This window comes from Saccharopolyspora tripterygii (assembly GCF_054778355.1).
Genome location: NZ_BAAGZP010000030.1, coordinates 61,866 through 82,266, shown reverse-complemented (window position 1 = coordinate 82,266; position 20,401 = coordinate 61,866). Strand labels below are relative to the sequence as shown.

Here is a 20,401-nt window from a genome sequence, read left to right as displayed (position 1 = left end):
AGGAGCTGACCATGAACGACTCCAGCGACAAGGTCGTCGAGGCGCTGCGCGCGGCGGTCAAGGAGACCGACCGCCTGCGGAAGCAGAACAGGCAGCTGGTGGCCGCGGCTACCGAGCCCGTCGCCATCGTGGGCATGTCGTGCCGCTACCCGGGCGGTGTCGAGTCGCCCGAAGACCTGTGGGAACTGGTCGCCTCCGGCCGGGACGCGACCTCGGAGCTGCCCGCCGACCGGGGCTGGGACGTGGGTGCGCTCGGCGCCGCCGGCGTCGACGAGCGAGGCACCGGCATCAGCGTGCGCGGCGGATTCCTCTCCGGCATAGCGGATTTCGACCCCGGCTTCTTCGGCATCTCCCCGCGCGAAGCGCTGACCATGGACCCGCAGCAGCGGCTGCTGCTGGAGACGTCCTGGCAGGCGATCGAGAGCGCCGGGATCGACCCGACTTCGCTGCGAGGAACCCAGACCGGTGTGTTCGTCGGCACCAACGGGCAGGACTACCAGCACCTGCTGATCCACTCGGTGTCCGACGCGACCGGCGACATCGGCACCGGCATCGCCGCGAGCGCGGAATCCGGGCGCGTGTCCTACGAACTCGGGCTGGAGGGGCCCACCGCCACGATCGACACGGCGTGCTCCTCGTCGCTGGTGTCGCTGCACTTCGCCGTGCACGCACTGCGCGCCGGTGAGTGCGGGCTCGCCCTGGCCGGTGGTGTGAACGTCATGTGCACGCCGGGCTCGCTGGTGGAGTTCAGCCGCCAGGGCGGTCTGGCCCCCGACGGCCGCTGCAAGGCCTTCTCCGACGACGCCGACGGCACCGGGTGGTCCGAGGGCGTGGGAATGCTGGTGCTGGAACGGCTTTCCGACGCCGAGCGCAACGGGCATCCGGTGCTGGCGGTGGTGCGCGGATCGGCGGTCAACTCCGACGGGGCCTCGAACGGCTTCACCGCGCCGAACGGCCGTGCACAGCAGCGCATCATCCGCCAGGCGTTGAACCAGGCCGGGCTCGAACCGTCCGAAGTGGACGTCGTCGAGGCGCACGGAACCGGAACGCCGTTGGGCGACCCGATCGAGGGGCGCAGCCTGCTCGCCACCTACGGCCAGGACCGCGAGAACCCGCTGCTGGTGGGCACCATCAAGTCCAACATCGGGCACGCGCAGGCGGCGGCAGGCGTCGCGGGCGTGATCAAGATGGTCATGGCGATGCGGCACGGTGTGGTGCCCGAGACGCTGCACGTCTCCGAACCGTCCTCGCACGTGGACTGGTCGGCGGGATCGGCCGAGCTGGTCACCTCGCCGGTCGACTGGCCCGCCGGCGACCGCCCCGCTCGCTCGGCCGTGTCGTCGTTCGGCGTGAGCGGCACCAACGCGCACGTCATCCTCGAAGGCCGGGAGCAGGTCGCGGTCACCGCTTCGGAGCCGTCCGGCCAGGTCCCGTGGCTGCTCAGCGCCCGGTCCGAGGCGTCGCTGGACGAGCAGGTCGAACGCGTCCGGGGCGTGCGGGAGAATCCCCTGGACGTCGGGTACTCGCTGGCGACCGGGCGGGCGAACTTCGAGCACCGGGCGGTGCTGCTCGACGGCCGGGAAGTCGCCAGGGGCGAAGCCCGCAAGCACGCGCCTGCGGTGCTGTTCACCGGTCAGGGAGCCCAGCGCCTCGGGATGGGACGCGAGCTCCACGATCGGTTCCCGGTGTTCGCCGAATCCCTGGACGCCGTGCTGCGGCACTGGGACCCGCGGTTGCGCGAGGTGATGTGGGGCGAGGACGCGGAGGCGTTGAACCAGACCGGGTTCGCGCAGCCCGCGCTGTTCGCGGTCGAGGTCGCCCTGTACCGGTTGGCCGAGTCCTTCGGCCTCCGCCCGACGACGCTGGTGGGGCACTCGGTCGGCGAGATCGCCGCGGCCCACGTGGCCGGTGTGCTCTCGCTGGAGGACGCCGCGGTGCTGGTGTCGGCTCGTGCGTCGTTGATGCAGGCGCTGCCGGAGCGCGGGGCGATGGTCGCCCTCGAAGCGAGCGAGACGGAGGTCGTCGGCCACCTGACCGAGCGCGTGTCTGTCGCCGCGGTCAACGGTCCGCGGTCGGTGGTCATCGCCGGTGCCGAGGACGAGGTGCTGCGCCTGGCCGAGCGGTGGAAGTCGAAGCGGCTGAGCGTGTCCCACGCGTTCCACTCGCCGCTGATGGATCCGATGCTGGAGGACTTCCGGGCCGCGATCAGCGGACTGACCTTCCACCAGCCGCGCATCCCGCTGGCCACCAGCGGTGACGTGACGTCGCCGGAGCACTGGGTGCGGCACGTGCGCGACACCGTGCGGTTCGCCGACAACGCCGCCGCCGCACGCGACTCCGGCGCCACCACGTTCCTGGAACTCGGCCCGGACGCCGTGCTCTCCGCGCTCGTCGGCGACGCCGTCCCGTCGCTGCGCGCCGACCACGACGAGGAAACCGCGTGGTTCACGGCCCTGGCGCGACTGCACGTCACCGGCGTTGAGGTGGACTGGTCGTCGTCGTTCGCGGGCGGCCGTCGAGTGGACCTGCCCACCTACCCCTTCGAGCACCAGCGGTTCTGGCCGTCGGTGTCGGTGAGCGCGGGCGACCCCGCAGGCCTGGGCCTCTCGGCCGCCGACCACCCGTTGCTCGGTGCCGCGATGACCGTCGCCGGCTCCGACGAGATGATCCTGACCGGCACCCTGTCGCTGGCCGCGCACCCGTGGCTGGCCGACCACCTCGTGGACGACCGCGCGCTGCTTCCGGCCTCGGCCGTGCTGGAGCTGGCCTCCTACGCCGCCGACCGCATCGGCTGCGACCGCGTCGAACGGCTCACCCGGATCGCGCCGCTCGTGCTGCCCGACGACGGCCCGGTGCAGGTGCAGCTGCGGGTCGGCGAACCGGACGAGACCGGTCGCCGCGAGCTGCGGCTGCACGCGCGCGCCGACGAGGAAGCCGAGTGGGTGCCGCACGCCGACGGCGTCCTCGCCGATGGCGAGGGTCTGGCGGAAGTCGGCATCGACGAGTGGCCACCGCGCGGTGCGACCGTCGTGGACATCGCCGACCTCGACGACGAGACCGCCGAGGTGGTGCGCGGTCCCGTGTTCCGCGGGCTGCGCGCGGTGTGGCGTCGTGCTTCGGCTGCGGGCACCGAGGTGTTCGCCGAGGTCGCGCTGCCGGAGGACGTCTCGGAGGGCAGCGCCTTCGGCCTGCACCCCGCGCTCCTGGACGCGGCGCTGCACGCGGCCGGCTTCCTCGGCGTGTACGGCGTGCCGACCGACTGGGCCGACGTCTCGCTGCACGCCTCCGGGGCATCAGTGCTGCACGTGCGCCTCACCGCCGCCGGTGATCGCGTGTCCGCGGCCGCCACCGACGTCTCCGGCGACCCGGTCCTCACGGCGCAGGTGACCTTCGCGCCGGTCCCGCAGCCGGCGGAGGTCACCGACCTGCGCTCTCTGTTCCAGCTCGACTGGGTGCCCCAGCGGGTCGAGCAGGCCGACCGCGCCGACGCCGTGCTGCTCGGCGAGGACGTGCTCGGCCTCGGAATCCCCGCGGTGCCCGCCCTTCCGGACGAGCCGCCCGCGACGGTCGTCGTGCCGCTCGCCGGCGGCGCCGAACCGGAGCAGGCCCACCGGCTCACCGCCCGCGTGCTCGCGTTGCTGCAGGAGTGGCCCGGCGAGGCGCGCTCGGTGCTCGTCTTCGTCGCGCGCGGCGCGGTGTCCGGCGACGACCCGGCCGCCGCCGCGGCCTGGGGCCTGGTGCGGGCCGCGCAGACGGAGAACCCCGGCCGGTTCCTGCTCGTCGACCTCGACGACACCGAGGAGTCGGCCGCCCTCCTGCCGGATCTGCCCGCCCTGCTGAGCTCGGGCGAGACGCAGGTGGTGGTGCGCGCCGGGGAAGCGCGGGTCGGCCGCCTCGCGCGGGCGACGCTCCGCGAGAGCACCGCGCGCGCGTGGGACCCCGATGGCACCGTGCTGATCACCGGTGGCACCGGAGGGCTCGGTGCGGCGCTGGCGCGGCACCTGGTGACCGAACGCGGCGTCCGCTCCCTGCTGCTGGTGAGCCGCCGCGGCCTCGACGCCCCCGGAGCCGCGGAACTCCGGGCAGAGCTGGAAGAGCACGGCGCCGAGGTGTCGGTGGCGGCGTGCGACGTCGCCGACCGCGACGCGCTCGCCGCCCTGCTGGCCCCGGTGCGGCTGACCGCCGTGGTGCACACCGCGGGCGTGCTCGACGACGGCGTGATCGGCTCGCTGACCCCCGAGCGGCTCGACGAGGTGCTGCGGCCGAAGGTCGACGCCGCCTGGCACCTGCACGAGCTCACCCGCGAGCAGGACCTCGCCGCGTTCGTCCTGTACTCCTCGGTGGCCGGGGTGATGGGCGCGGCCGGGCAGGGCAACTACGCGGCCGCCAACAGCTACCTCGACGCGCTCGCCGCGCACCGCGGCGGCCTCGGACTCCCCGCGCTGTCGCTGGCGTGGGGCGCCTGGGAAGCCAGCGCGGGCATGACCTCCACCGTGGCCGAAGCGCGTCGGACGCCGACCCTGTCGGTCCAGCGAGGACTCGCGCTGTTCGACGCCGCGGTCGCCTCCGGCGAGGCGCTGCTGGTGCCGCTGGCGACCGGAACCAGGCCCGCCGGGGGAGAAGTCCCGGCGATCCTGCGCGGCCTGATGAGGCCGGGGCGGCGCATCGCGGCGAGCGGGCGCGGGGGTGCCGAAGGCGCCCTGGCGGACCAGCTGTCCGGACTGCGCGGCGAGGACCGGCTGCGTCACGTCACCGACGTCGTGCGCGACGAGGCCGCGGCGGTCCTCGGCCACACCTCCGGCTCGGACGTCCGCGCGGACCGGGAGTTCCGGGCGCTGGGCTTCGACTCGCTGACCGCCATCGAACTGCGCAACCGGCTCGCCGGCGCGACCGGCCTGAACCTGCCCACCACGCTCGCGTTCGACCACCCGACCCCGCGCGAGCTCGCCGAGCACCTGATCGCCGAGATCTCGGGCGAGCGCGGCGATCTCGACTTCGCGCCGCAGCACGCCGACATCGACGACGACCCGATCGTCATCGTCGGGATGAGCTGCCGGTTCCCGGGCGGGGTGCGCTCTCCCGAGGACTTCTGGCAGCTGCTCGCCGACGGCACCGATGCCATCTCCGGATTCCCCTCCGATCGCGGCTGGGAGCAGGACCCGCTGGCCGACGGCGATACCGCCGAGGGCGGTTTCCTCGACGGCGCAGCCGATTTCGATCCCGGCTTCTTCGGGATCTCACCGCGCGAGGCGCTGGCGATGGACCCGCAGCAGCGCCAGCTGCTGGAGGTCGCCTGGGAAGCCGTCGAACGCACCGGCATCGACGCCCGGGGACTGCGCGGCAGCAACACCGGCGTGTTCATCGGCACCAACGGCCAGGACTACACCCAGCTCGTGCTCCGCTCCCGCGAGGAGATCATGGGGCACTCCAGCACCGGCCTGGCCGCCGCGGTCATCTCCGGGCGCCTCTCCTACGCCTTCGGCCTCGAAGGACCCGCCCTCACCGTCGACACCGCCTGCTCCTCGTCGCTGGTCGCGCTGCACGTGGCGGCGCAGTCGCTGCGCTCGGGCGAGTCCTCGCTCGCGCTGGTCGGCGGTGTCACGGTGATGTCGACCCCGATGAACTTCGCCGGTTTCAACGCCCAGGGCGGTCTCGCACCGGACGCGCGATGCCGCGCATTCTCCGACGACACCGGGGGCACCGGCTGGTCCGAGGGCGTCGGGGTGCTGGTGGTGGAGCGGCGTTCCGATGCCGAGCGCCACGGGCACCGCGTGCTCGCCACCGTGCGCGGCTCGGCGGTGAACTCCGACGGCGCCTCCAACGGCCTAACCGCCCCGAACGGTCCCGCGCAGCAGCGGGTGATCCGGCAGGCCCTGGCCAACGCAGGGCTCCAACCGTCCGATGTGGACTCCGTCGAGGCGCACGGCACCGGCACCGCGCTCGGCGACCCGATCGAAGCGCAGGCGCTGATCGCCACCTACGGCCACGACCGGCAGCACCCGCTGCTGCTCGGCGCGGTCAAGTCCAACCTCGGCCACACGCAGGCGGCCGCGGGTGTGGCCGGTGTGATCAAGATGGTGCTGGCGATGCAGCACGGGCTGGTGCCCCGCACCCTGCACGTCACCGAGCCGTCCTCGCACGTCGACTGGTCCGCCGGAGCCGTCGAGCTGGCCACCGAGCCCAGCCCGTGGGTCGAGCTGAACCGCCCGCGGCGCAGCGGCGTGTCGTCGTTCGGGCTCAGCGGCACCAACGCGCACGTGATCCTGGAAGCCGGCCCCGTCGAGGACGAGGTCCCCGACCGCGACCCCGCCGGACCGGTTCCGCTGCTGGTCAGCGCGAAATCCGAGGCCGCGCTGGACGCGCAGCTCGATCGCGTCCGCGCGCTCGACGGCGACCCGCTGGACATCGGCTACTCGCTGTCGGCCCACCGCAGCACCTTCGAGCACCGCGCGGTGCTGCTCGACGGCCTGGAGATCGCCAGGGGAGTGGCCGGTGAACCCTCGACCGCGCTGCTGTTCTCCGGCCAGGGATCGCAGCGCCTGGGCATGGGCCGCGAGCTGCACCAGCGGTTCCCGGTGTTCGCCGCGGCCCTCGACGACGTGCTCGCGCACCTCGGTGCGGGGGTGCGCGAGGTGATGTGGGGCGAGGACGCCGACCGCCTCGACGAGACCGGGTACTCGCAGCCCGCCCTGTTCGCCGTCGAGGTCGCGCTGCACCGGCTGGTCGAATCGTTCGGCGTGCGGCCCCGTTTCGTCGCAGGCCACTCGATCGGTGAGGTCGCCGCGGCGCACGTCGCCGGTGTGCTGTCGCTGCGGGACGCCTGCACGCTGGTGTCGGCCCGCGCGGACCTGATGCAGGCGCTGCCCACCGGCGGCGCGATGGTCGCGATCAACGCCACCGAGCAGGAGATCGAGCCCTGGCTCAGCCCGGAGATCGCGATCGCCGCGGTGAACGCGCCCGACTCGGTCGTCGCCTCCGGAACCGAGGACGCGGTCGCGGATCTCACCGCGCGGTTCGCCGAGCAGGGCCGCAAGACCACCCGGCTCCAGGTCAGCCACGCGTTCCACTCGCCGCTGATGGACGCGATGCTGGAGGACTTCCGGGCCGCGATCAGCGGAATCACCTTCCGCGAACCGCGCATCCCGCTGGCCACCACCGGTGACGTGACCTCGCCGGAGCACTGGGTGCGGCACGTGCGCGAGACGGTCCGGTTCGCCGACGCCGTCGCGTCGCTGCGCGAATCCGGTGCCACCGCATTCCTGGAGATCGGACCCGGCGGCGTCCTGTCCGCGCTGGTCGACGGCGCGGTCGCGGCCCTGCGCAAGGACCGCGGCGAGGAGTCCGCGCTGCTCACGGCGCTGGCTCGGCTGCACGTCAGCGGTGTCGAGGTCGACTGGTCCCCGATCTACGACGGCGGCCGGTCGGTCGACCTGCCGACCTACCCCTTCCAGCACGAGCGGTTCTGGCCGGAGATCGCCGAGAGCGCCGCAGCGGCGGCCGATCCCGCCGACCAGGCGTTCTGGTCGGCGATCGAGCGCGAGGACCTCGACTCGGTCGCCTCGACGCTGGACCTCGACGCCGAGACGGTCGCCGCGGTCGTGCCCGCGCTCTCGGCCTGGCGCAGCCGGCGCCGGACGCAGTCCACCGTCGATTCCTGGCGGCACCGCGAGACCTGGCACCCGCTCACCGGACTGGGCTCCGGGCGGTCGGGACGGCGACTGGTCGTGGTGCCCCGGCGACTCGGCGACGACCCGCAGGTCTCCGCCGTGCTCACCGCCCTCGGACCGGACGTCACCCGCCTGGACGTGGACGACGCCGACCGCGATCACCTCGCCGAGGTGATCGCGGCGGTCGAGGGGCAGCACACCCAGGTCGTGTCACTGCTGGCGCTGGACGACCCCGGTGATCTGACACCGGTGCTCGGCACCGCCGCCCTCGTGCAGGCGCTCGGCGACATCGGCAGCACCACCGCGCTGTGGGCGCTCACCCGCGGAGCCGTCTCGGCCGGCCGCGCGGAGACCACCACCAGCACGTGGCAGGCCGGTGTCTGGGGCCTCGGTCGCGCGGTCGCGCTCGAACACCCGCACCGCTGGGGCGGACTGGTCGACCTGCCCGAGCAGGAGCTCGACGAGCGCGCTGCGGCGCGGCTCGCGGCGATCATCAGCGGCGATTCGGGGGAGGACCAGGTCGCCCTCCGCCCGGGTGGCGCGTTCGGCCGCCGGATCGTGCCCGCACCCCGGACGACGGAGATCGCCGAGTGGGAACCCTCCGGCACCGTGGTCATCACCGGTGGCACCGGGGCTCTGGGCTCGCACGTGGCCCGGGATCTCGCGCGGCGCGGTGCGCGACGACTGGTGCTGCTGAGCCGTCGCGGACCAGACGCGCCGGCCGCCGCCGAACTGGACGAGCAGGTGCGCGCGTTCGGCGCCGAGGTGTCGATCCGCGCGTGCGACGTCGCCGACCGGAGCTCGGTGGCCGAGGTTCTGTCCGGGTTGTCCGAGGTCACCGCCGTGGTGCACGCGGCGGGCGTGCTCGACGGCGGCGAGCTCCGGTCGCTCACGCCCGAGCGGTTCGCCGAGGCGTTCCGCGCCAAGGTCGACGGGGCGAGGGTGCTCGACGAGCTGACCCGAGAGCACGACCTGGCCGCGTTCGTGCTGTTCTCCTCCACGACCGGAGCCGTCGGCGATGCCGGTCAGGCCAACAGCGCCGCGGCGAACGCGGCGCTCGACGCCCTCGCGCAGCGGCGGCACGCGGCGGGCCTCGCCGCGACCTCCATCGCCTGGGGAGCCTGGGCAGGCGAGGGCATGACCGCCCGAGCCGGCGCGAGCGAGCAGATCCGGCAGCTCGGCGCGTCCGCGCTGGACCCCGAGCGCGCGCTGGCCGCGCTGCGCCGGTCGGTCGCCGAACCCGCGCCCGCGGTGGTGATCGCCGACCTCAACCGCTCGCAGCTGCTGGGCTCGCTGCTGAGGCTGCGCACCAGCCCGGTGCTGTCCGAACTCCCCGCGGCGCGAGGCGTTCTGGCGGAGCTCGCGGCAGGCCGCAGCGACGACGAGACCGGCGCGCAACTGCGCCGGGAACTGCGCGAGGCCCACCCCGGCGACCGCGTCGAGGTCGTGCTGGAGGTCGTGCTCACGCACGCCGCCGCGGCGCTCGGCCACGCCCAGGCATCGGCGATCAGCGCCGACAAGGCCTTCCGCGACCTGGGTTTCGACTCGCTGACCGCGGTGGAGCTGCGCAACCGGTTGATCGAAGTCACCGGTCTCGCGCTGGCCACCGGCCTGGTCTTCGACCACCCGACGCCCCGCGGTCTCGCCGAGTTCCTGACCGACGAGCTGCTGGGCGGGGACGAGGCCGTCGGCTCGCCCGCCCGAACCCGCGAGGACGGGCCGCTCGCGAGCACCGACGACATCGCGATCGTGGGCATGGCCTGCCACTACTCCGGCGGTGTCGACTCGCCCGAAGACCTGTGGCGGATGCTGGTGGAGGGCCGCGACGCGATCGGCGACTTCCCGACCGACCGCGGCTGGGACCTGGCGGGCATGACCAGCTCCACCGGCAAGGGCGGTTTCCTCACCGGTGTCGCCGACTTCGACCCCGAGTTCTTCGGCATCTCGCCGCGCGAGGCGCTGGCGATGGACCCGCAGCAGCGGCTGCTGCTGGAAACGTCCTGGGAGGCCGTCGAACGAGCCGGGGTCGACCCGACCTCGTTGCGCGGCAGCCGCACCGGCGTGTTCGTCGGCACGAACGGGCAGGACTACCAGCAGGTCGTGATGGCCGCCAACGAAGACCTCGAAGGCCACGCCAGCACCGGCCTGGCCGCGAGCGTCCTGTCCGGCCGCCTGTCCTACGTGCTGGGCCTGGAAGGCCCGTCGGTCACCCTCGACACCGCCTGCTCCTCGGCGCTGGTGTCGATGCACCAGGCCGCGCAGGCGCTGCGGGGCGGCGATTGCTCGTTGGCGCTGGCCGGCGGAGTGAGCGTGCTGTCGACACCGACGAGCTTCGGTGGCTTCTCCCTGCAGGGCGGCATCGCGGCCGACGGCCGGTGCAAGGCGTTCTCCGACGACGCCGACGGCACCGGCTGGTCCGAGGGCGTGGGAATCATCGTCCTGCAACGGCTTTCCGACGCCGAGCGCGACGGGAACCAGGTGCTGGCGGTGCTGCGCGGTTCCGCGGTCAACCAGGACGGCGCGTCCAACGGCCTGACGGCGCCGAACGGTCCCTCGCAGCAGCGCGTCATCCGCGATGCCCTGGCGAGCGCCCGCCTGCGACCGTCCGACGTGGACGCCGTCGAAGCGCACGGGACGGGCACCGCGCTGGGCGACCCCATCGAGGCGGAAGCTCTGGTCGCGGCCTACGACCACGAGCGCGAACGCCCGCTGCTGATCGGATCGGTGAAGTCCAACCTCGGCCACTCGCAGGCCGCGGCCGGCGCCTCGGGCGTGATCAAGGTGGTCATGGCGATGCGCCACGGGCTGCTGCCCCCGACGCTGCACGTCTCCGAACCGTCCTCGCGCATCGACTGGTCCGGCGGCATCGAACTGCTGACCGGGCCCGCCGAATGGCCCGCCGGTGACCGGCCTCGGCGCGCGGGCGTGTCGTCGTTCGGCATGAGCGGCACCAACGCGCACCTGATCCTGGAATCGTTCGACACCCCCGAGCAACCGGAAACCGACCACGCGGGAGTCGTTCCGCAGCTGGTCAGCGCGAAAACCGAGGAAGCGCTGGACGCCCAGGTCGAGCGGGTGCGCGCTCTGGAGGCGAACCCGCTGGACGTCGGGTACTCGCTGGCGACCGGGCGAGCGGCGTTCGCGCACCGGGCGGTGCTGCTCGACGGAGCGGAGATCGTCAGGGGAGTGGCGGCGGACGGGCCGCTGGCCGTGCTGTTCTCCGGCCAGGGATCGCAGCGCCTCGGGATGGGCCGCGAGCTCCACGGGCGGTTCCCGGTGTTCGCCGACGCGCTGGATGCCGTGCTGCTGCACCTTGATCCGCGGTTGCGCGAGGTGATGTGGGGCGAGGACGCCGAGGCGCTGAACCAGACCGGGTTCGCGCAGCCCGCGCTGTTCGCGATCGAGGTCGCCCTGTACCGGCTGGCGGAGTCCTTCGGCCTCAGCCCCCGGTTCCTCGCCGGTCACTCCGTCGGCGAGATCGCTGCCGCGCACGTCGCAGGCGTGCTCTCGGTGGAAGACGCCGCGACGCTCGTGACCGCCAGGGCGAGCCTCATGCAGGCGCTGCCCACCGGCGGGGCGATGGTCGCGCTCCAGGCGAGCGAGGCCGAGGTCGTGGAGCACCTGACCGAGCGGGTGTCGATCGCCGCGGTCAACGGCCCGCGCTCGGTGGTGATCTCCGGTGCCGAGTCCGAGGTGCTGGAGATCGCCGAGCGGTGGAAGTCCAAGCGGCTGAGCGTGTCCCACGCGTTCCACTCGCCGTTGATGGATCCGGTGCTGGAGGACTTCCGGGCCGCGATCAGCGGGATCACCTTCCACCGGCCGCGCATCCCGGTGGTCGCCACCGGTGACGTCGCGACCTCGGAGTACTGGGTGCGGCACGTGCGCGACGCCGTGCGGTTCGCCGACAACGTCGCGTCCCTGCGCGAGTCCGGGGCCACCCGGTTCCTCGAAATCGGTCCGGACGGCGTGCTCTCGGCGATGGTCCCCGACGTGCACCCGATGCTGCGCGAGGACAGGACCGAGCAGGTCGCCACGGCCACCGCGCTCGCCCGCCTGCACGTCGAAGGCGTGCGCGTGGACTGGGGCGCCTGGTTCGCCGGGACCGGGGCGCGGCGGGTGGACGTGCCCACCTACCCGTTCCAGCACAAGCGGTTGTGGCCCAGGACCTCCGCGGTCGGCCGGGCCGACGCGCGATCGTTCGGGCTCGACCGGGCCGGGCACCCGCTGCTGTCGGCCGCCGTCGCGGTGGCCGGGACCGAGGAGCTGGTGCTCTCCGGCAGGCTCTCGGTCTCCACGCACCCCTGGCTCGCCGACCACGTGGTCGGCGGATCGGTGCTGCTTCCCGGCACCTGCTTCCTCGACTTTGCCCTCCGCGCAGGCGACATGGCCGGCTGCGACCGGGTGGACGGGCTCAGCATCGTCGTCCCGCTGGTGCTGGGCGAGCGCGACGCCGTCGACGTGCAGGTGCGCGTCCAGGAACCCGACGACGCCGACCGCCGCGCCGTCACCATCCACGCGCGCCCGGCCGACACCGAGGAGTGGACCAAGCACGCGAGCGGCACGCTCGTGACCGGCGCGCACACCGCCGAGTTCGACACGGCCGAATGGCCACCCGAGGGCGCCGAAGAGCTCTCCCTCGACGACTTCTACGCAGGCCTGCACGAATCCGGGCTCGGCTACGGGCCGGTGTTCCAGGGACTGCGGACCGCGTGGCGTCGCGACTCCGACGTGTTTGTCGAGGTCGCGCTGCCCGACTCCGTCGAAGACGCCGGGTCCTTCGGCGTGCACCCCGCGCTGCTGGACGCCTCGCTGCACGCGATCGCGTTCCTCGACGGCGGCGGGCAGGGCCTGCCGTTCGCGTGGGACGGGGTGTCGCTGCACGCGGTCGGGGCTTCCCGGCTGCGGGTGCGCCTGTCGCGCGCCGGCAAGTCGGGCGTGTCGGTGGCGGCGGTCGACGTCGAGGGCAAGCCGGTGATGTCGGTGTCCTCGCTGGTCGTCCGCACGCCCTCGGCCGAGCAGCCCGCGCCCAAACCGGCCGAGGACGGTCTGCACCGCCTGGAGTGGGTACCGGTGGAGGTCGACGACGTGGACGGTCCCGAAGTGGACCTGGTCGAGATCTCCGGCGGCATGAACCCGGAATCGGCGCACGTCGAGACCGGGCGCGTGCTCGACATGCTGCAGCAGGCGCGCAAACCGATCGTGTTCGTCACCCGTGGCGCGGTCTCCGTCTCCGGCGAGCCGATCACCGACCTCGGAGCCGCCTCCGTGTGGGGCCTGGTGCGCTCCGCGCAGGCCGAGCAGCCGGGCAGGTTCCAGCTCATCGACCTCGACGACGGCGCGACCGTGACGCCCGGGATGTTCGTCACCCGCGAACCGCAACTCGTCGTGCGCGACGGCAACGCCTACGCGGGACGGCTCGCCCGGATGGCCTCCAGCGGCGGGCTCGTGCCGCCGGCGGGCGTCCCGTGGCGACTGGACATCGCCCAGCGCGGCAGCCTCGACGACCTGGAACTCGCGCCGTACCCGGAAGCGCTGGAACCGCTCGCGGGACGCCAGGTGCGGTTGTCGATCCGCAGCGCGGGCATGAACTTCCGCGACGTCCTCAACGCCCTGGGCATGTACCCCGGCGAGGCCGGCGCGCTGGGCAACGAGGCCGCCGGCGTCGTGGTCGACACCGGCCCGGACGTGACGGACCTGCGGGTCGGCGACCGCGTGTTCGGCATGCTGCCCGGTGGTTTCGGGCCGCTGGGCTCGGTCGACGAGCGGCACCTCGCGCGGCTGCCGGAGGACTGGTCCTTCGAGGTGGCCGCCTCGGTGCCGCTGGTGTTCCTGACCGCTCACCACGCTCTGGTGGACCTCGCCGACGTGCGACCCGGTGAGAAGGTGCTGGTCCACGCCGGTGCCGGTGGCGTCGGCATGGCCGCGATCCAGATCGCCCGCCACCTCGGCGCCGAGGTGTTCGCCACGGCCGGCGAGGGCAAGTGGGACGTGCTGCGCGGGCTCGGCGTCGCCGACGACCACATCGCCTCCTCGCGGACCGTGGAGTTCGAGCAGCGCTTCGCCCAGGGCGTCGACGTCGTGCTCAACGCCCTGTCCGGGGAGTTCATCGACGCCTCGCTGCGACTGCTCGGCGAAGGCGGTCGCTTCCTGGAGATGGGCAAGACCGACCTGCGCGACCCGGAGGCCCTGCCGGGGATCTCCTACCGGGCGTTCGACCTGGGCTGGGTCGATCCCGAGCGCATCCAGGGGATGCTGACCGAGCTGCTGGGGCTGTTCGGCGACGGCGTCCTGGAACCGCTGCCGATCGCGGGCTGGGACGTGCGCCGGGCGCGCGAGGCGTTCCGGTTCATGAGCCGTGCCAAGCACATCGGCAAGATCGTCCTGTCGATGCCCGAGCCCTGGGACCCCGAGGGCACCGTCCTGATCACCGGTGGCACGGGTGGTCTGGGCGCCGAACTCGCACGACACCTGGTCGTCAGCCGGGGCGTGCGGCACCTGCTGCTGCTGAGCAGGCGAGGCCCGGACGCCCCGGGCGCTGCGGAGCTGCGCAACGAGCTCGCCGGGCACGGCGCCGACGTGCTGATCAAGGCCTGCGACCTCAGCGATCGCGACTCGCTCGCCCGCGTGCTGTCCGAAGTGGACCGCCCGCTCACCGCGGTGGTCCACGCCTCCGGTGTGCTCGACGACGGCGCGATCGGCTCGCTGACACCCGAGCGGATGGAGAAGGTGCTGCGGCCCAAGGTCGACGCGGCCTGGCACCTGCACGAGCTCACCCGCGACCAGGACCTCGCCGCGTTCATCCTCTACTCGTCGGTGTCGGGTCTGCTCGGCACGCCCGGCCAGGGGAACTACGCGGCGGGCAACAGCTTCCTGGACGCGCTCGCGGCGCACCGCCGACACCTCGGCCTGCCCGCGGTGTCCCTGGCCTGGAGCGCGTGGGCGTCGTCGCTGGGCATGACCGGCACGATGGACGCGCGACAGCTCCAGCGGCTGGAGAAGTCCGCCCTGCCGCCGCTCCCGGTCGAGATGGGGCTCGCGCTGTTCGACGTCGCCACCACCGTGGACGAACCGCTCGTCGTGCCCGCGCAGATCAAGGTCGGTGCGCTCGACGGGATGCTGCCGCCGATGCTGCAGGGACTCGTGCGCGGCGGCAGGCGCGCCGCGGCACCCGGGACCGAAGGAGCCACGGCGGCGTCGCAGCTGCAGGGCGTGCCGCCCGCGCAGCGCGCACGTGCCGTGGTCGACCTCGTGCGCGGCGAGGCCGCGGCGGTGCTGGGGCACTCCTCGGCGGAGGAGATCGACGAGGAGCGGGAGTTCCGCCAGCTCGGCTTCGACTCGCTGACCTCCGTCGAACTGGGCAACAGGGTCGGCGCCGCAACGGGTTTGACGTTGCCCGCCACCCTGGTCTTCGACTACCCGACGCCTCGCGAGATGGGCGAGTTCCTGCTCGGCGAGCTGTTCGGCTCGGAACCCGAGCTCGACGACGACGTGGTCACGGGCGTCGACGTCCGCGACGACCCCATCGCGATCGTCGGCATCAGCTGCCGCTTCCCGGGCGGGATCGACTCACCGGAAGCGGTGTGGCAGCTGCTGGCCGACGGCCGCGACGCGATGGGACCGTTCCCGCAGGACCGCGGGTGGGACCTCGACGCGCTCCACGGCGACGGGCCAGGGCACAGCGCCACCGATCGCGGCGGATTCATCTCCGGCATCGCCGACTTCGACCCGGCGTTCTTCGGCATCTCGCCGCGCGAAGCCGTGTCGATGGACCCGCACCAGCGGCTGACGCTGGAACTGTCGTGGGAGGCGCTGGAACGCGCCGGCATCGACCCGGTGTCGTTGCGCGGCAGCCGGACCGGCGTGTTCGTCGGGGCCAGCGGCCAGGACTACGCCCACCTCGTGCTCGGCTCGGACCTGAGCACGGGGGGCTACTCGGGCACCGGCACCTCGCCGAGCATCATCTCCGGCCGCCTGTCCTACGTCTTCGGACTCGAAGGCCCGGCCATGACGATCGACACCGCCTGCTCGTCGGCCCTGGTCGCGCTGCACGTGGCGATGCAGGCGCTGCGCAACGGCGAGTGCTCGCTCGCGCTGGCCGGAGGCGTCCAGCTGATGTCGACGCCGGGCGCGTTCATGGAGTTCACCCAGCAGAACGGGCTCGCGAGCGACGGCCGGTGCAAGCCCTTCTCCGACAGCGCCGACGGCACCGCCTGGTCCGAGGGCATCGGCGTGCTGGTGGTGGAGCGGCTCTCCGACGCGGAACGCAACGGGCACGAGGTGCTGGCGGTGCTGCGCGGTTCGGCGGTCAACCAGGACGGCGCGTCCAACGGCCTGACGGCGCCGAACGGACCGTCGCAGCAGCGCGTCATCAAGCAGGCGCTCGCCGGCGCCGGGCTGGTTGCCGCCGACGTAGACGCCGTGGAAGCCCACGGCACCGGCACGACGCTGGGCGACCCGATCGAGGCGCAGGCGCTGCTGGCCACCTACGGCCAGGACAGGGAACGCCCGCTGCTGCTGGGCTCGATCAAGTCCAACATGGGCCACACCCAGGCGGCGGCGGGCGTCGCCGGCGTGATCAAGATGGTCATGGCGCTGCGCCACGGGGTGCTGCCGAGGACGCTGAACGTCACCGAACCGTCCACGCACGTCGACTGGTCGGCCGGAGCCGTGCGGCTGCTGACCGAGCAGACCGAATGGCCTTCGCTCGACCGGCCCTCTCGTGCCGGTGTGTCGTCGTTCGGCATCAGCGGCACCAACGCGCACGTGATTCTCGAAGCCGCTCCCGCCGTCGTGGACGGGTCCGTGGAAGGGGTCGTGCGCTCCGACGACGAGCGGTTCTGCGCACCGTGGGTGGTGTCGGCCAAGACCGCAGAGGCGCTGGACACCCAGATCGAGCGCATCGGCGCCGTCGAGCACGATCCGCTCGACGTCGGCCACTCGTTGCTGCGGCGCTCGGCGTTCGAGCACCGCGCGGTGCTGCTGGACGGAGCGCAGATCGCCCGCGGCGAGGCGCGACGGCGATCGCTGGCCGTGCTGTTCTCCGGTCAGGGCAGCCAGCGCCTCGGCATCGGACGCGAGCTCCACGAGCGCTTCCCGGTGTTCGCCGACGCGCTGGACGACGTCCTCGACCGGCTCGACCCCGGGCTCCGGGACGTCGTCTGGGGCGAGGACGCCGAGGCGCTGGAGCGGACCGGCAACGCCCAGCCCGCGCTGTTCGCGATCGAGGTCGCGCTCTACCGTCTCGCCGAATCCTTCGGTGTAATGCCAGAATTCGTCGGCGGCCACTCCGTCGGCGAGATCGCGGCCGCGCACGTCGCGGGCGTGCTGTCGCTGGACGACGCCTGCCGGCTGGTGTCGGCGCGCGCCTCGCTGATGCAGGCGCTGCCCGAAGGCGGGGCGATGGTCGCGGTCCAGGCCGACGAGGCCGAGGTGGTCGCGCACCTGACCGACCAGGTGTCGATCGCTGCGGTCAACGCGCCCGGTTCCGTGGTGCTCTCCGGTGCCGAGGACGCCGTGCTCACCGTCGCCGAGCACTTCGCCGAGCAGGGCCGCAGGACGCGACGGCTGTCGGTCAGCCACGCGTTCCACTCCCCGCTGATGGAGCCGATGCTGGCGGACTTCCGCGCCGTCGTGGCCGATCTGACCTTCGCCGAGCCGGTGATCCCGGTGGTGTCCCACCTCAGCGGCCAGATCGCCGGTGGCGACGAGCTGCGCTCGCCGGAGTACTGGGTGCGCCACGTCCGCGAGACCGTGCGCTTCGGAGACGGCGTCGACGCGCTGCGCGGCGCCGGGGTGGACGCGTTCCTGGAGATCGGCCCGGACGGCGCGCTCTCGGCGATGGTCGAGGGCTGCGTGCCGATGCTGCGCCGGGACCGCGACGAGCAGGAATCCCTGGTGACCGCGCTGGCCCGGCTGTTCGTCACCGGTGTCCGCGTCGAGTGGCAGCGGCTGTTCGCCCGGACCGGTGCGCGACGCGTCACCCTGCCCACCTACCCGTTCCAGCACGAGCACTACTGGCCCCAGCCCGTCAAGAGGGCAGGTGACACCGGAGGAATCGGCCTCGCGCCGTCCGAGCACCCGCTGCTGGGCGTGGCGATGGAGGTCGCGGGCTCCGAGTCCGCCGGAGGCTCGCGGGCCGTCGCGTTCACCAACCGGCTCAGCGAGGCCGTGCCGGAATCGGCGTTCCTGGAACTGGCCTTCGCCGCCGCCGACCACGTCGGCTGCGGGGTCGTGGACGAGCTCACCGTCGTCGAACCCCTGCTGCCCGGAGTGGTGCAGGTCTGGGTCGACGGTGCTGACGAGGACGGTCGCCGACGCATCGCGGTGCACTCGCGGCAGTCGGAGGACCAGCCGTGGCGCGAGCACGCCCGCGGCGTCCTCGCCCCCGAAACCCCGGCGGCCGAGCGCTTCACCGAGCAGTGGCCGCCGCAGGGAGCCGAGCCCGCCGAGGTGCCCGACCCGGAACTCGTGCCGAGGGCGTGGCGGATCGGCGACGACGTCTACGCCGAGATCGTCCTGCCGGAGGACACCGACGCCGCCGGGTACGGCGTGCACCCGGCACTGCTGACCGCCGCCGTCGGCGCGGCCGCGCAGGACGACCGGGTCGCGCTCGCCTGGCGCGGCGCGGTGCTGCACGCGGTCGGCGCCGCCGAGCTGCGGGTCCGCGCCTCGATCCGGGACGACTCGATCGGCCTGGTCGCGGTCGACCCCGACGGCGCACCGGTGCTGAGCGTCGACTCCGCCGCGCTCGGCGCCCCGTCGGCCGCTGCCGCCGCCCCGCGGGATTCGCTGCTGCGGCTGGACTGGGTTCCCGCTCAGGCGCAGGTGCCGGTGGGGGAGACGCGCTGGGCCGTGCTCGGGGACGACGAGATCGGTGCGCGCGTGGCCATCGAGAAGTCCGGGAACCAGGTGGTGTCGGCGGCCTCCCTGGCGGACGTGGCCGCGGAGGAGCGGGTCCCCGACGTCGTTCTGGTACCGCTGACCGGCCAGGGCCGGGGCGCCGAGGCCGCGCACGACGCGGCGGCTCGCGCGCTGCGGTGCGTGCAGGAGTGGCTGGCCGACGACCGGTTCACCCGCAGCCGACTGGTGTTCGCCACCAGCGGTGCCGTCAGCGGCGATGACCTCGGCGCGGCGACCGCGTGGGGCCTGGTGCGCTCGGCGCAGTCGGAGAATCCCGGCACGTTCCTGCTGGTGGACCTCGACGAGCCGGACGCGATCCCGCTCGTGCCGGAACTCCTGGAGAACGGCGAAACCCAGGTGCTGCTGCGCGACGGCGAGGCTCGCCTCGCCCGCCTCGCCCGCACCACCGACGAGCCCGGACCCCGCGACTGGGACCCCGAGGGCACGGTCCTGATCACCGGTGGCACCGGTGGGCTCGGCGCCGAGCTCGCCCGCCACCTCGTGGTCGAGCGCGGTGCGCGACACCTGCTGCTGGTGTCCCGTCGTGGTCTGGAAGCCGCCGGCGCGCAGCAGCTCCGGGACGAACTGGCCGTGCACGGCGCGGACGTCGGCACCGCCGCGTGCGACATCACCGATCCCGGCTCGCTGTCCCGGCTCCTGTCCGAAGTGGAGCGACCGCTGACCGCCGTGGTGCACGCCGCCGGTGTGCTCGACGACGGCATCGTCGAGTCGCTGACGCCCGAACGCCTCGACGACGTGCTGCGACCCAAGGTCGACGGCGCGTGGAACCTGCACGAGGCCACGCGCGACCTCGATCTCGCCGCGTTCGTGCTGTACTCCTCGGTCGCCGGGGTCATCGGATCGGCCGGCCAGGGCAACTACGCGGCGGCCAACGCCTTCCTGGACGGGCTGGCCGCGCACCGGCGGGCTCGTGGCATGGTGGCGACCTCGCTGGCCTGGGGTCCCTGGACCGGTTCGGTCGGCATGACCGGCGGCCTCGAAGACGGTTCCGCGGAACGCATTGGGCGCGCGGAACGCATCGGGCGCTCCGAGATGCCGCCGCTGTCGGTCGCGCAGGGTCTCGCGCTTTTCGAGGACGCGACGGGTCGCGACGAGGCCCTGCTGGTCGCGGCGCGGATCAACGCCGGCCGCCGCGACGGCCCGGTGTCGGCCGTGCTGCGGGGACTGGTCCGCGGAGGCAAGCGGGTCGCCGCCGGTCGTCGCGGCGACGCCGACCTGGCGAGCAGCCTCGCCGGGATGGGCGCCGAGGAGCGGCGGCAGCACCTGGTGGCGCTGGTGCGCGGCCACGCCGCCGGGGTCCTGGGCCACGGCTCACCGGAGGCGATCGACCCCGGCAAGGAGTTCCGCCAGGTCGGCTTCGACTCGCTCACCGCGGTGGAGCTGCGCAACAGCCTGTCCGCGGCCTGCGGGGTGAAACTGCCCTCCACGCTCGTGTTCGACCACCCGACACCCGCCGAGCTCGCCGGGTTCCTCGACGGCGAGCTGTTCGGCGGCGAGCTGGACGCGGCGGCCGCGCTGCTCGGCGAGCTCGACCGCCTGGAGTCCCTGCTGGCCTCCTCCGATCCGGAGGACCGGGCGCGCTCCGGTGCTCCGGCGAGGCTGCGCAACCTCCTGGCCCAGTACGACGGTTCGGTCACGACCACCGAGGAGGTGACCGTGACCGAACGGATCCACGCGGCCAGCACCGACGAGGTCCTGGCGTTCATCGACAACGAGCTCGGCCGCGACACCGAGCGCTAGGGGTGGTCCGGAGATGCGGCGCGACCGCTGCCGCACCGCTCTCCGACCGCTCCTGATCCCTGGTCTCTAGAAGG

1 protein-coding gene is annotated in these 20,401 nt (G+C 73.5%); it reads left to right on the top strand.

Translation table 11 applies throughout. The features are described from left to right. Window positions 1–11: 11 nt before the first annotated feature. Window positions 12–20,327: a type I polyketide synthase gene (locus ACYVF3_RS23385; protein ID WP_461156404.1), complete on the top strand. Its 20,316-nt coding sequence runs from the start codon at window positions 12–14 to the stop codon at window positions 20,325–20,327. Window positions 20,328–20,401: the final 74 nt, after the last annotated feature.